This window comes from uncultured Abyssibacter sp., from assembly GCF_964000955.1.
Classification (GTDB): Bacteria; Pseudomonadota; Gammaproteobacteria; order Nevskiales; family OUC007; genus Abyssibacter.
The window spans coordinates 1-13,805 of record NZ_CAXFCL010000196.1; the positions used below are offsets into that span (position 1 = coordinate 1).

Below are 13,805 nucleotides of genomic sequence, written 5' to 3' on the forward strand. Positions count from 1 at the left end.
AGCCGCCAAAGGCGGCTGGCCACGTCCCGGGCGCCCTTTCTTTTCGCCGGTTTTCTTTGGGCGTACAAAGAAAATCGGCTCGCCCGGCAGGGCGAAACCTGCTCCTGGCAGCCAGGTGCCAACAAAAAAGCCCGAACAGGCCGCAACCTGTCCGGGCTCGATCTTTGGCCTCAGCCGAAAGCGCTTACCGCCGCGCCATCCGCTTCACGTTCGCCGGGGTGAAGTGATCTCCGTCGAATTCACGTTCCTGCGCCTCGTCTTCCTCGTTGTTCATCGAGAACGCGAGGTAGCGATTGTTGAGGATGTCGTAGGCGACTTCGATGGCCGGCGCCGAGAAGCCCTGGGCTTCTCCGAACTGTTCGCTGACGCCGTAGGACGGCAGGGTGTGCTGCTCGTGGACACGCCACAGTTCGCCGCGCTTGTCGTAGATATCCTGGTGCACGATGGTCCAGGAGTCCTCATCCACGTAGAACACGCGCTTGTCGTAGATGTGGCTGGTACCGTCGCGGACGGTCGCTTCCACGACCCAGACGCGATGCTTTTCGTACCGCGCCAGATCCTGGTTGATGTGACCGCGCTCGAGGATGTCCTCGTATTCGTTGTCGTCATCGTGCAGCTTGTAGGCGTTGTACGGGATGATCATTTCGCGCTTGCCGATCAGCTTCCAGGTGTAGCGATCCATCGCGCCGTTGTAGCTGTCGAGCTGGTCGTTCGTGCGCAGTCCGTCGGATCCGGTGCCCGGGTTGTCGTAGCCGACATTCGGGGCCCGGCGCAGACGTCGCTGGCCCGGGTTGTAGAGCCAGGCACGCCGCGGTTCCTTCACCTGGTCCATGGTTTCGTGGACCAGCAGGAACTGGCCGGCGAGGCGCGCCGGGTCGCGGATTTCCTGCATGAAGTAGATCAGCACGTTCTTCAGCGAGTCGGGCGTCGCGCCCTTGAGGCTGTAGTTGAACTTGAAGTCCTCATGCAGCTTCACGAGGTTGTAGGCCCCGGATGAGGTGACGGCGGCCTGCACATTCCAGCGGCTTCCGGACATGCCGCGGAATCGCGTCTTGTGATTCCAGATCACTTCCCGGCCGTTCTGGGGAATCGGGAAGGGAATGCCGATGATGGCATCAACCAGCGCTTCGCCGTTGGCGCCCAGCGTCGCCCGTGTCGCATTCTCGAATGTGGCGGCGTAGACGTAGTCCGGAGCACCATTCCGGCGGCGTGATGCATACAGGGGCATCTTGAAGTCGTCGAACTTCTTGAACAGCGCGAGCTGCCCGGGTGACATCTGGTCCCGGTACTTCGCCAGATTCGCGTTGGTGATCTCGGCGATGGGTTCGTCGTCGGGCCACGGCGAATAGAGCCGGGTGCCGAAGCCATCGTACTTGTCCGGGGCCTCGCTGCTGCTCAGTCCGCCGCCCCATGCGGGGATCGAGCCGTCGGCGTTGCCCGCTTTCTCGGCGCCCAGCGGAGTCAGATCACCGCCATCCTTCAGACGGGCCGCCTCGTCGGACGACACCTTGGCGGTGACGGTCAGTGGAATCAGCAGCGCCAGCGCGCAGACGCGTTGCAGGTGGGATTGCATAAGTTGTCTCCTCGTTCGGCCGCTTTGAGCACGGCCTTGTCCCCAGGTCTCGTTCACGGCGGAGTGTGTCAGCGAACGAATGAGTTTGCCACCGCCGTAACGCGTGCCGGCGCAAGCGCCGGCACTGTCGTGATCACATCAAAGCCAGATGACCTTGTCCTCTTCGCCGAGCATCGCCTCGGCATGGTCGCGGTAGCGCTCTTCCAGCTGCGGTCGCTTGATCTTCATGGTCGGCGTCACCAGCCCGTCCTCGACGGTCCATTCATCCCGCGTCAGGAACAGCTTGCCGACGCGTTCGTGAGGTTCGAGTGTCTTGTTCAGGGCCTCGACCTTGTCGGCCAGACGCTCGGCGATGTCCGCGTCGGAATCGTCGCTTTCGATCCGGACGATGCCGACCGGGAGCTTCATGCCGCTGCCGATCAGGCAGATCTGGGCGATGGCCTCGTCCACGGCGAGCTTGTCCTCGATCGGTGACGGATCGACGTACTTGCCCTTGGAGGTCTTGAACGCGTCCTTGATCCGGCCGGTGATGTAGAGGTAGCCGTCCTTGTCGATACGGCCCTTGTCACCCGTGTGCAGCCAGCCGTCGACGATGGTTTCGGCGGTCTTTTCCGGATTCTTGTAGTAGCCAAGCATCGTGGCCGTCGAACGGGTCAGGACCTCTTCGGTCTTGTCGTGGATCTTGATGTCCACGCCCGGCATGGGGCGGCCGACCGACCCGATCCGGTTCTCGGACGGGATGTTCGTCGTGCAGTACGCCGCGTTTTCGCTCATCCCGTAGCCCTGGCAGATGGTGATGCCGAGCTTGCTGAACCAGTTGATCATGGCTTCCGGCATTGGCGCCGCGCCGGAGACAACCCCGCGTGCGTTCTGCAGGCCGAGCCCGGTGACCACCTTCTTGCGGATCATGCCGGACAGGATCGGGATGCGGAGCAGGCGCTCCAGCTTCTTCTGCGGCAGCTTGTGCAGAATGCCGTGCTGGATGCGGCCGTAGACGACGGGCACGCCATAGAAGCGGGTGGGGGCCACTTCCGCAAGCTGGGAGGCCAGCTTGTCCAGGGACTCCATGAACGAAACCTCCGCCCCGATGTAGAGGCTGGAGAGCTCGATCACGCCGCGTTCGAAGATGTGCGACAGCGGCAGATAGGAAAAGAAGCGTTCGTCGTCACCCAGCTTGAGCCGGTCGATCACGCCACCCATGATCTCCCGCGTGGCCCGCGTGCTGAGCATGACACCCTTGGGATTGCCGGTGGTCCCTGAGGTGTAGATCATCGTGTGGACGCCATCGGGGTCGTTTGGCTCCCAGTCCTGCAGAGGTTCATGCTCCTTGAGCAGGGCGTCCCAGCCGTAATCGGTTTCCGGGACTTCCGGGTACGGGAACCCGATGGTCTTGACCGATTCGGGAATGCCGTCGGCCAGTTGTTGCGCATCCATCAGCGGGCCAAAGAACAGGAACTTCGTTTCGCTGTGCTCCAGCACGTAACGTGTGGTTTCCGATGCCTGGTTCGGATAGATGCCGACGGAAATGCCGCCAACCATGGAAATCGCCAGGTCGGCGATGATCCAGTGCGCGGTGTTCTTGCCGGTCAGCGCCACGACCTCGCCCGGCTTGAGGCCCATGGCCTGTAGCGCGGATGCCATCCTGCGGACCTGATCGGCGACTTCGGCCCAGCTGTATTCGCGCCACACGCCGTTGATCGGCTGGCGCAGGTAGGTCGATTTGGGTCGAGTCTCTGCCCAGTGGAACAGCATCGCGACCGGGTCGCGATCATGCTGAATCGGTGCACTGGGCGCTGATACGTAATTATTCTTGATGGTCAAGGACTGACCCATGCGTCCCCCTTTGAACGTCGTTGTCGATTGGTCTGGAGTCCGGACCCGCACGGCCGGGTGCGGGTCGGCGTTGTATTCGCCGGGTCACCGGCGTGACCGGCCGTCTCAATTGCAAGATCTACGGCTGTCGTCGGTACCACGCTCGATTTCCGTATGTACGCTGTGGTACTCGCAGCGGGTGCATAGCGTAGAACGCTTTGCCGAATAGCGCCAATGAACGGCGCTTTCCGCGACAGGATGCGGTGGATGCGCGGGCGTGTCGGGTCCGGTCGTGATGCGGGTCAGCTGCCCGGTTGGCCAGTCTGCTCACACCGGGTGTCGGACTCGGCCAATGGCCGCCAGCGGGTAATTTCGTTATCGTGCGCCGCAACATTCAAGTCGGATTGGCGTGATCCTGTGCGAAACGGGGCCGGCATCCGCGACAAGCCGATTCTTCGATTCCGATGGAGTGATCAATGAGTGATTACCTGGTGAAGTTGGCCAGTCAGCCGACGCTTCGCAATGTCATCAAGACCGTGGGGCTGCCCACGCCGGTCGAACTGAACCGGGGCGGCACGCAGTATGCGGAACAGCCGCTCGCGGGCCTGCAGGTGCTGTTCGGCACCGCGACCGACGGCGTGGTGGCCAAGGCCGTGCGGGCCGACCTTGAGGCGGCGGGCGCGACCCTGGCCGCGAGTGCCTCGGAAGGCGCCAAGTACAACGGTCTGGTTCTGGACGTCACCGACATCGACGGCGTGGAGGGTCTCAAGCAGCTCTACACCTTCTTCCATCCGGTCATGCGTCAGATCGCATCGAACGGCCGCGTCGTGGTGCTGGCCAGCGAGCCTGCCGAGGGCGCGAACCCCAAGGCCGTGGCGACCGCCCGCGCCGCCGAGGGCTTTGTCCGCTCGGTGGGCAAGGAGATCGGCAAGCGCGGCGCCACGGCCAATCTGATTCACGTGGCCAAGGGCGCCGAGGATCGCCTGGCCGCGCCGCTGCGCTTCCTGCTCAGCGGTCATTCGGCCTATGTCGATGGCCAGCCGATGCATGTCGGCACGGCGGTGAAGGCACCGGCGGAGATGCCGCTGTCCGGCGCGCTCAAGGGCAAGGTGGCGCTGGTCACCGGTGGCGCCCGAGGCATCGGCGCCGCGACCGCCGAGCGACTGGCGGCGGAAGGCGCCCATGTCGTCTGCCTCGACATTCCCGCCGATGAGGAAACGCTGAATGCCACCGTCGCCAAGATCGGTGGCGCGGCGTTGCCCATGGACATTACCGATCCGGAGGCGCCGAAGAAGATCGCGAGCTATTTCAAGGAGCAGCATGGCGGTGTCGACATCGTCGTGCACAACGCCGGTGTCACCCGTGACAAGACGCTGGCGAACATGAAGGAGCATCTGTGGGACATGGTCCTGTCGATCAACCTGGGCGCGATCCTGGCGATTGACGAAGTCCTGCTCGGCGACAAGGTCATCAACGACGGTGGTCGCATCGTCTGTCTGTCGTCGATCGGCGGTATCGCCGGCAACATGGGCCAGACGAACTACGGCGCGACGAAGGCCGGCCTGATCGGCTACGTGGCCGCGCAGTCGGCGGCCCAGGCCGGGCGCGGGATCACCGTGAACGCCGTGGCGCCGGGCTTCATCGAGACCCGGATGACGGCGGAGATGCCGTTCATGATCCGCGAGGGCGGTCGTCGCATGAACTCGCTGTCGCAGGGCGGGCTGCCGGAAGACGTGGCCGAGCTGATCAAGTTCCTGACCACGCCGGGCGCCGCGGGCATCACCGGCCAGACGATCCGCGTCTGTGGCCAAAGCCTGATCGGAGCCTGATCGTGTCGGCCGCCAATCTGCAGTTCGACGCGCCGCCCTCGGTCTGGATCAGCTACGCCAAGGCCGCCAGGCCGGGTGGCGTCCGTCTGGATGAAGGACAGGATATTCCCCGGCTGGAGGCGCACCTGGCGCCCGCTCCGGCATCGACCGGAGCGGTCAACCGGTACCGCAAGCTTTGCGGCTTCGAAGCCAACGGCCTGCTGCCCGTCACGTTTCCGCACATCATGGCGGCGCCGCTGCACATGGCCGTGCTGACCCATGAGGCGTTTCCGCTGAAGCTTCTGGGCGCCGTGCACATGCGCAACGTCGTGCATCAGCACCGCAGCCTGCATCAGAACGAGCCGCTGGGCGTGCATGTCGTCGTGGAAGGGCATCGTCCGGTGGACAAGGGTCTGGAGTTCGACTTGCAGACCCGGATTCTCGACACGGATGAGCAGTGCGTGTGGGAAAGCACCAGCACCAACCTGATCCGCGACCCGAAAAAGTCCGGTGGCGGCGGTGGCAAGGGCTGGCAGCCGCCGGTCTGGGATGACTACGCCGTGGTCGACCAGTGGAAGGCGCCCGGAAACATCGGCCGTCGCTACGGTCTCGTGGCCGGTGACGTGAATCCGATCCACATGCATCCGCTGGCGGCCAAGCTGTTCGGTTTCAAACGCGCGATCGCGCACGGGATGTGGTCTTTCGCCAGTTGCGTGGCCCGTTGCGGGGGCGAGACGATCGAGCAGGCCTGTTCGCTGGATGTGGCCTTCAAGCGACCGTTGTTCCTGCCGGGGCAGCCCGAACTGCTGAGCCGTGTCGACGACGGTGTGCAGACCTATCTGCTGACCAATCCGCAGCGTTCAACGCTGTACCTGGAAGGCTCGATCAAGCCGGCTGCCTGAGTTCGGTCGCGCCGGCCGAATCCGTCGCTCAGGCGACGGACGTCACCGGCTCCGAGCGACTCTGCATCCAATGAGCCAGCCCGGGCCAGACATGGGTCCGGGCCGGTTTGCTGACGACGATGCCGGGATGGTCGAAGGTCGCGGACATCTCCGCACCGGGTTCCAGCAGCCACCAGGTCTTGTCGGTCGATCCGATCTGATCGAACAGATGACGGCAGCCGTCGGCCGGGTCGACGGTGTCGTGTGACGAGGCAACGGCGAGCACCGGAGTTTCCAGCGTCGCGAGCCGTGCCGGCCAGCCGCCGGTCTTGCGGGCATCGACCGTCCACGCGACGGAGTCCAGCACCGCCGCGGCGGGTTCGTCCTCTGGTCCCAGACCGGCCAGTCGGGCCGGTACGCGTCCCAGCAGGCGGGTCATGGTGATGACCGCGGTGGACAGTGGTGGGACCAGCCAGCGCTTGCCGCGCTCCGTCTGCGTCGCGATCAGGATCAGGCCGGCGACCGCGTCGGCGGGGACGGTCTCGTTGGCTGCCTTGGCCGCCAGCTGGCCTCCGAAGGAGTGGCCCAGCCAGAACGGCGCCTGGCCGGTTTCGCGGAGGATGCGGTCCGCGAGCAATGGCAGGTCCAGCCGGACGTGCTCGTCGGCACCGGCACGGGCCTGTGGATCAACATCCCCGATTCCGCGCCGCTCGGTGATCCAGCTGTCGAAGCCTTGTTCGGCGAGATAGGCCGCCAGGCCGATGTCCTTGTCGGACAGCCAGAACCGTCGACTGGTGAACATGCCGGGCAGCAGCACGACCGGCTGGCTCCGCTCCGTGTTCGGGGATCGAATCCGCGTAACGCGACAGACGCCACCATCCTCCGCGGTCTGGAGGAATGCGTTGCGGACGACCGTCATGCCAGTGATGGAGTGGCCTGATCCGCCTCGCGCTGCGTGCGCTGCAGGAAGCGCAGGATGTCGGGCAGCAGGCGTGTCGGGCGTGTGCGCAGCTCGAACGGGGAACGGGCGACGACGAGTTCGGCGTTGGGCAGTTCGCGGGCCAGTGCGCGGGCGTCCTGGAGATTGTGCAGCCAGTCGCCGGCATGGCCGATGACCAGCGCCGGTGCCGCCAGGCGGATGCGATCGCGCAACGGTGGCACGACAGGGCCGACGAGCACACCATGGATGATGGCGGCCATGACATCGGGGTCCTGTGAAATCGTGTTGAGCAGGCTTTGCCAGATGCCGCGTCTGGGCGTGGGCAGCCGTCGCAGCATGCGTGCCCAGAGACGCCACGGGCGGGCGCCGTAGCGCACACCGACCAGCAAAGGGACCAGCATCAGCGCGGCCGCCGGAGCGGCGCGTTCCATCACCGGCATCTCCAGAAACAGCCCGGTGACACGTTCCGGTGCCCGCACCGCCGCGTGCAGTGCCGTGATTGCGCCCAGGGACACGCCGCCGACCACCGCGCGGGACCATCCGAGATGATCAAGCAGGGCAACGGCCTGATCGCCGAAGGCATCGATGCGCAGTTCCTCCGCGCGATCGGGTTTTTCGCTGCGGCCGTGACCCAGCAGGTCGAGCAGCGCCACGCGATACCCGGCGTCGGCCAGGGCGGATGCCAGGTCGCGATTCAGCATCGAGTCCATCAGGATGCCGTGCATCAGCAGCACCGGCGAGCCATCACGGGGGCCGATCAGTTCATAGGCGAGGCGACGGCCATCGTGGGTGAAGGCGCCGCAGTCGTAGAGCGCGGTCATGCGCTCGATTGTAGGCCCATCCCCCCGCATCGGCGAGGCCGACGCGGGGGGAACAGGACCATCAGCTGCCGGCAGGCTGGCGCATGGTGAAACGGGCGATTGCCGGTAGCAGCAGAATCGCGCCAAACATGTTCGCGGTGAACATGAACACCAGCAGGATGCCCATGTCGGCCTGGAACTGGAGCTGGGAGAACAGCCAGGTGGCCACCGACAGGCCGAGAGCGATGCCGGTGAAGACGACGGCCTTGCCGGTCTTGCCCAGCGTCTCGTACAACGCCTGCTCGATCGGCTTGCCGTTCTTTACTCCTTCCTCCAGCGTCGCGTAGATGTAGATGCCGTAGTCCACGCCGATCCCGACCGCCAACGCGACGACGGGCAGGGTGGCGACCTTCAGGCCGATGCCGAGATAGGCCATGACGCCGTACGCCATCATCGACACCAGCGACAGCGGGAGCACGATCGACAGCACGGAGGACAGGTTGCGGAACGACAGCCAGATGAAGCCGATCACGACCACGTAGACCCAGAACACGACCATCAACTCCTGTTCTTCCACGACTTCGTTGGTCGCGGCCATGACGCCGACATTGCCCGTGGCGAGGCGGAAGCTGACCCGGTCAGTGTCCGAGGTTTCCTCCTCGTACTGCTTCACCGCGTCGACGATGCGGCTGATGGTTTCGGCGCGGTGATCCTCGGTGAAGATGAAGATCGCCATGGCCGAGCAGTCGCCATTGAGCAATCCGGACGTGGTCGGGACCAGGGCGGTGGACTGCGCCAGCGAGAACTGGTTGCGGGGCAGGACCTCGGCGGACAGCCGGGCCTCGTTCAGGCCGCGGTAGACCATTTTCGCGTAGTCCAGCACCGACAGCGTGGAGGCCACGCCCTCGACGTTGTCCATGCGCCAGGCGAAGCGGTCGATTTCCTCGACGACATTGAAATCCACGCAGCCGTCCGCCTCGGTCTCGGCGATGACCTTGAGAATGTCGATGCCGATCGAGAAGTTGTGGCCGATGGTCCGGGCGTCCTGGTTGAAGCGTGAGTCAGGTCGCAGCTCCGGCGTGCCTTCCAGCGCGTCGCCGACCTGCAGCTTGGGATACATGTAGAACGCCCAGCCCAGCAACAGCACGGCGACGCCGATGGCACACATTGCCGGTATCGGCCGGGTGATCTTGGCGACGAATTTCCACATCGGCGCCAGCAGGTTCTCGCGCACCTGCTGCTTGCGTTCGAAGGCATCCAGATCACCAACACGCATGTACGTCAGCCAGGCCGGCATCAGCACCTTGTTGGTGATGATGATGGCGGCGACGCCGAACGCCGCGTTGGCGCTCATTTCCTGGATGATCTGGATGTTGATCAGCGCGATGGTGGCGAAGCCGGCCACGTCGGTGATCAGCGCCACCGTGCCGGGGATCGCGAGACGGCGGAAGGTTTCCAGCGACGCATCAAAGCTGCTTCGACCCGAACTGACTTCGCCGACCCAGGCGTTGACGTACTGGACGCCATGCGACACCGACACCGCCAGGACCAGGAAGGGCACGAGAATCGCGAAGGGGTCCAGGCCCAGGCCGAACAGCGACAGCAGGCCGAATTCCCAGATGACGGCGACGACGGAGCAGCCCATCGGCAGGAACGCCATCTTCAGCGAGCCGGTGTAAATCCACAGCAGCAGCGAGGTCATGACCAGCGCCAGGCCGAAGAAACCGACCACCTCCAGCGTCGCGTCGGTGATGTCGCCGACCACCTTGGCGAAACCGACGATGTGCACCGTGATGTTCGGGTTGTACTCCGGGTTGTCCAGCGCCACGATGTCCAGGTCGCTGTTCTTGAACGTGGCGGTTTCGGTTTCACCCGATGTCTGGGGCAGGGTGACGGTCTGCTCGCCGAACCAGCGGTCCAGCTTGCCGGGTTCCGTGTAGGCTCGGCCCACGACGGTGCCGGCCTCCATGTCGCCGCTGGCCTCGCGCAGACGGAACTCCCACACGGTCGGGCTTTCGATCCGTCCGCGGATTGTCTCCAGCAGGTTGGCGACGTGGGTGTAGTCGACCTGCTTGCCGGTTTGTGGATCGACTTCCAGCAGTTCGGACACCACCATGGCGCCCCGTTCGTCCTCGGACACCAGGCGCCCGATCACCTGGGCCTTGCTCACGTTGGACTTGATGGTGCGGAACATGTCCTCCGACGGTCTGTAGTCGGAGGGGATCACGTCGCCGCCCTCGAAGCCCTGTTCGGTGATCTCGACGAAACGCACGTTGGGCGTGAACAGGCTCATCACCCGTGGCCGGTCGATATTCGGCAGGAAGAAAATGTCGTCCGTGACCTTCTTCAGCGTGGTCAGGAACGCTTCGTTGTAGATCTCGCCTTCCTTCTGCATCAGCGAGACGAGCACGAGGTTCGCGCCGCCGAACTCGCTGTAGTACTCCTGGAACGCACCCATGTAGGGGTGCTCCATCGGTATGGTCTTCTCGTACCCGGCGTCGGGCTGGATGCGCGCGGCGTGGTAGCCGAAGAACAGCGTCAGCGCGACCAGCACGAACAGCGTGATGGCCGGGCGACCGAACACCAGCGGTTCGACGACATTGAGAATCGCCCGGGCGACGGGCGAATTGGTGAGCGAAGAGCCTTCCGAGGCCATAGGTTCGTCTCCCTGCGGGGCGCGGAGCGCCCCTGTCCTTGGCGCGAAGCGACTCCCCCGAGCCGCGATCGCGGGATGGTGGTCAGCGTGGGTGGATCAGTGCCACTCCACGCCCTGACGTCCGACCGTCAGCAACTCGCCGTTGACGGGCAGCACGCCGGCGAGGGTGTCGCCATTGGGGTTCGTCTGAACCGACCAGCTCCGGCTGTCCGGATTGCCGGTCATGATCAGGCCGGCGTTGCCGACGAGGGTCACGCTGCCGTCGGGCATCGCGGTGGCTCCGAAGAACGATTCGCTGGTCGGTGTTTCCAGATATTCCCAGCCCATCTCGGCCAGGACCTGCGGGTCGTCGACATTGGCCGCCATGAACGGGTCGTAATCCATCGGGCTCTGCGTTTCGACGGCGCTGACATCGGCGATCCGGTACAGGCGCCCGCGCATGCCGTAGATCAGTGCTCCACCCTGGCCGTCGGGGATCGCCCCGAAGAAGGAGCCGGTGTAGGGCGAGACCAGCATCTCCCAGGTCTGACCGTCATCGGAGGACCGGGCTGCCAAACCCTTCTCGCCGACGATCAGCATCATCTCGTCGCTGATCCGGACGATCTGGCTGTTGTGGAATCCGAGGAACTCGAGATCGGTTTCCACCGGCGTCCAGTTCTCGCCGCCATCGCTGGTCCGGAGAATCAGCCCGTAGCTGCCCACGGCGAACCCTGTTTCCTCGTCCTCGAACATCAGGTCGTAGATGATCGCCGGCCGCTGGGGTGCGTTGTCGAAATGCTGCAGCGTCCATTCCTGGCCGCCGTCCGACGACTTCAGGATCACGCCATCGTGCCCGCCGATATAGCCGGTGCTGTCGGTCGGAAAATCCAGCGTCACCAGCATCGAGCGGACCGGGCTGGCCACCTGCGTCCAGGCTTTGCCGTCGGTGGAGCGGAGAATGTGTCCCCGCATGCCGACGGCGAGGTAGCCATCGGCCACCTCGGTCAGCCCGACGAGAATGCGCTGGTCGGCCAGCTCCATCATCTCGGCGGGTTCCATGCGCGGATCGTCCTTGGCGTCGGACTCGGTTGCCGCCGCCACGTTGGCCGTGGCGAGGCAACCGGCGAGCAGCGACGCCGTCAGCGCACGCGATGTCATCAGCGGCGTCCGGCGACGCGAGCCAGCCCCTGCGGGAGGAACATGCGATCTTCGTAGCTGACGTCGAAGTCCGAGATCTGGTCCTCGTTGGTCATCGCCGTGGCGAAGTAGCGTCCGGTCTGCAGGTCGTAGATCAGCTCCGGCGAGCCCGAGGTGGTGGGCACGAACGGGAAGGTCGTCAGATGCGCTTCCTGCAGCTTCCACAGCTGATCGCGGTTGTCATAGCAATCGACCACGGCGATGGAATAGGAATCCTCATCGACGTAGAACACGCGCTTCTTGAACTGATGGCGCTGACCGTCACGCAGCGTGGCTTCCACCACCCACACGCGATGCAGTTCGTAGCGCGCGTAGTCCTGATTGATGTGCCCCTTGCCGAGGATGTCCTCGTAGGAGAGCAGCGGGCTGTTCATCTGACCGGAGTTGTACGGGATGTACATCTCCTTCTTGCCGATCAGCTTCCAGGTGTAGCGGTCCAGCGCACCGTTGAACACGTCGATCTGGTCATTGAACTGCTCGCCGTCCGAACCCAGCGATGGATTGTCGTAGCCGACGTTCGGTGCGCGGCGCGTGCGCCCGATGCCCGGATCGTATAGCCAGGCGTTGCGGCCACCGGAGGACTGGTCGGCGGTTTCATGCACCAGCGTCACCTGACCGGCCACGCGCGGCGGCGACACGACCTCCTGGAGGTAGTAGGCGATGAGCTTGTTCGAATCATCGCTCTGGTCATTGAGGTTGGCGTACTTGAACTTCACGTCCTCGACCAGCTTGGAGATCTTGAAATCCCCGTCCTGGGCGACGATCGCCTGGTTGTTGAAGCGCTTGACCGCCGAACCACGGAACTTGGTCTTGTGGTTCCAGATCACTTCCGCGCCCTGCTTGGGAATCGGGAAGGGGAAACCGAGCTTGGCGTTCTTGACCGCATCGGTGCCTTCCAGCGTGGCGTCCGTGGCGTTCTTCTTGGTCGCGGCGTAGATCTCGTCGGGGAAGAAGGCGGTGCGGACGCTCGGATAGACGATCATCTTGTAGTCGTCGTAGAGCTCGAACATCTTCTGGTGGCCCACCGTCAGCTTGTCCGCATGCTGCTTGTAGTTGGCCTTGGTGATAGTGAGCGTGGACTCCAGCGGATTCTTGTCGAACTTGCTGGCGTTGCGCTCGATTTCGTTGAAGACCAGATCCTCGATCTTCTTCGGGGAGTCCTTGCGCCACTTTTCCAGCTAAGATCCTGGATGTCCTGCGAAAACAGCTCCTTGCCCATCCACACGGGAATCGTGCCGGCTTCATTACCGGCCCGGACGGCCCCGACCGGGGTGAGTTCGTTGCCGAGCTTCGCCGCTTCGTCGGCGCTGACGCCGGCGAGCACGGGAAATGAGACCGCGATTGCGGCCAGAGCAGACAATCTGCGCATGGCTCCTCCATGTGACTTTGTTGGCGGCATGCTACGGGTGGCATGCGCGGACTAAGATAACAGCGATGACTGTAAACGTTATGGCGCGGATGGCCAATCTTTCCTGTCGTTCCGGTCAGCCAGTTCGATCCGACGACTTGGTGCGCTGGCGCATCCGCTGCCGGTACTGAATGGGTGTTTCATCACGCCAGCGGCGGAACGCCCGGTAGAACGTGCTGGGTTCGGAAAATCCGGTGAGGTAGACAATCTCATCGATGGATTGGTTCGTGCGATAGAGCAGGCGGCAGGCCAGTCGCTCCCGGTACCGGTCCAGTTCCTTGTTGAAGCTGGTGTCCGCCGCGGCGAGCCGACTGCGCAGTTCGCGCTGCGGGACGTTCAGTCGCTCGGCGACCTGCGCCAGGCTGGGCGTCCCGCGCTCCAGTTCGCGTGCGATGGCGCGCCGCGCCGCGATGACGAAGTCGGTGGCGTTGAGTTCCTTGAGGCGGTCTTCGGCGACACGTTCATGCAGCTCCACGAGCCTGGGTTCCGCATGTGGTGAGGGGCGCTGCAGCACCGCGGCATCGAAGCGGATGCCGTTGTGGTCGGCGCCGTATACGAGATGACAGCGAAACAGTCCCTCGGCTTCGGCGGTCGACGCTGGCGCGCCAGCCACGAAGCTCACCTGGCATGGCGCGAAGTCACCGTCCGTCACGCTCTTGAAGAACCCGACAACGCCCTGGGTCAGGCACTCGTACAGGTGGCGGTTGGCGTTGACCGCGGGCACCGCGGAATCGATGGTCAGCAATGCCTC

General features: G+C 64.3%; 10 protein-coding genes. 2 read left to right on the top strand and 8 right to left on the bottom strand.

Annotated features, from left to right (window positions below; all coding sequences use genetic code 11):
* Positions 1 to 184 precede the first annotated feature (184 nt).
* Both ABNS06_RS09375 and ABNS06_RS09380 read right to left on the bottom strand, forming a co-directional pair.
* Positions 185 to 1,573, bottom strand: coding sequence for a DUF1329 domain-containing protein (locus ABNS06_RS09375; RefSeq protein ID WP_348674144.1), 1,389 nt, complete (start codon positions 1,571 to 1,573; stop codon positions 185 to 187).
* 138 nt (positions 1,574 to 1,711) lie between these two features.
* The gene (locus tag ABNS06_RS09380; protein ID WP_348674146.1) at positions 1,712 to 3,406 is read right to left on the bottom strand and encodes an AMP-binding protein; all 1,695 of its coding nucleotides are present in this window, start codon (positions 3,404 to 3,406) and stop codon (positions 1,712 to 1,714) included.
* 455 nt (positions 3,407 to 3,861) lie between these two features.
* On the opposite strand from ABNS06_RS09380, the gene ABNS06_RS09385 reads away from it, so the two are divergent.
* Together ABNS06_RS09385 and ABNS06_RS09390 are read left to right on the top strand one after the other, a co-directional pair.
* The gene (locus ABNS06_RS09385) at positions 3,862 to 5,214 is read left to right on the top strand and encodes a 3-oxoacyl-ACP reductase (RefSeq protein ID WP_348674148.1); all 1,353 of its coding nucleotides are present in this window, start codon (positions 3,862 to 3,864) and stop codon (positions 5,212 to 5,214) included.
* A gap of 2 nt (positions 5,215 to 5,216) precedes the next feature.
* Positions 5,217 to 6,095, top strand: a complete 879-nt coding sequence (locus ABNS06_RS09390) for a MaoC/PaaZ C-terminal domain-containing protein (RefSeq protein ID WP_348674150.1) — start codon at positions 5,217 to 5,219, stop codon at positions 6,093 to 6,095.
* Positions 6,096 to 6,123: 28 nt separating this feature from the next.
* Here ABNS06_RS09390 and ABNS06_RS09395 read toward each other — a convergent pair whose 3' ends face one another.
* The 6 genes from ABNS06_RS09395 to ABNS06_RS09420 all read right to left on the bottom strand — a co-directional run.
* On the bottom strand, positions 6,124 to 6,993 hold the full coding sequence (locus tag ABNS06_RS09395) for an alpha/beta fold hydrolase (protein WP_348674151.1): 870 nt from the start codon (positions 6,991 to 6,993) through the stop codon (positions 6,124 to 6,126).
* Positions 6,990 to 7,835, bottom strand: a complete 846-nt coding sequence (locus ABNS06_RS09400; protein ID WP_348674152.1) for an alpha/beta hydrolase — start codon at positions 7,833 to 7,835, stop codon at positions 6,990 to 6,992. Before ABNS06_RS09400 ends, ABNS06_RS09395 begins: the two co-directional genes overlap by 4 nt.
* 61 nt (positions 7,836 to 7,896) lie before the next feature.
* On the bottom strand, positions 7,897 to 10,470 hold the full coding sequence (locus ABNS06_RS09405) for an MMPL family transporter (RefSeq protein WP_348674154.1): 2,574 nt from the start codon (positions 10,468 to 10,470) through the stop codon (positions 7,897 to 7,899).
* Between the two features lie 96 nt (positions 10,471 to 10,566).
* Positions 10,567 to 11,607 carry a YCF48-related protein gene (locus tag ABNS06_RS09410; RefSeq protein WP_348674156.1) on the bottom strand — a complete coding sequence of 347 codons (1,041 nt, stop codon included), beginning with the start codon at positions 11,605 to 11,607 and terminating at the stop codon, positions 10,567 to 10,569.
* Positions 11,607 to 12,824 carry a DUF1329 domain-containing protein gene (locus tag ABNS06_RS09415; RefSeq protein WP_348674159.1) on the bottom strand — a complete coding sequence of 406 codons (1,218 nt, stop codon included), beginning with the start codon at positions 12,822 to 12,824 and terminating at the stop codon, positions 11,607 to 11,609. Before ABNS06_RS09415 ends, ABNS06_RS09410 begins: the two co-directional genes overlap by 1 nt.
* Before the next feature lie 306 nt (positions 12,825 to 13,130).
* Positions 13,131 to 13,805, bottom strand: a 675-nt coding sequence (locus tag ABNS06_RS09420) for a helix-turn-helix domain-containing protein (protein ID WP_348674158.1), incomplete at its 5' end; no start/stop codon positions are given.

Excerpts from the sequence above, each read along its gene's own strand:
- ABNS06_RS09395 (WP_348674151.1), bottom strand. The coding sequence starts at position 6,993 with ATGACGGTCGTCCGCAACGCATTCCTCCAGACCGCGGAGGATGGTGGC.
- ABNS06_RS09400 (WP_348674152.1), bottom strand. The coding sequence starts at position 7,835 with ATGACCGCGCTCTACGACTGCGGCGCCTTCACCCACGATGGCCGTCGC.
- ABNS06_RS09380 (WP_348674146.1), bottom strand. The coding sequence starts at position 3,406 with ATGGGTCAGTCCTTGACCATCAAGAATAATTACGTATCAGCGCCCAGT.
- ABNS06_RS09385 (WP_348674148.1), top strand. The coding sequence starts at position 3,862 with ATGAGTGATTACCTGGTGAAGTTGGCCAGTCAGCCGACGCTTCGCAAT.
- ABNS06_RS09410 (WP_348674156.1), bottom strand. The coding sequence starts at position 11,607 with ATGACATCGCGTGCGCTGACGGCGTCGCTGCTCGCCGGTTGCCTCGCC.
- ABNS06_RS09375 (WP_348674144.1), bottom strand. The coding sequence starts at position 1,573 with ATGCAATCCCACCTGCAACGCGTCTGCGCGCTGGCGCTGCTGATTCCA.
- ABNS06_RS09405 (WP_348674154.1), bottom strand. The coding sequence starts at position 10,470 with ATGGCCTCGGAAGGCTCTTCGCTCACCAATTCGCCCGTCGCCCGGGCG.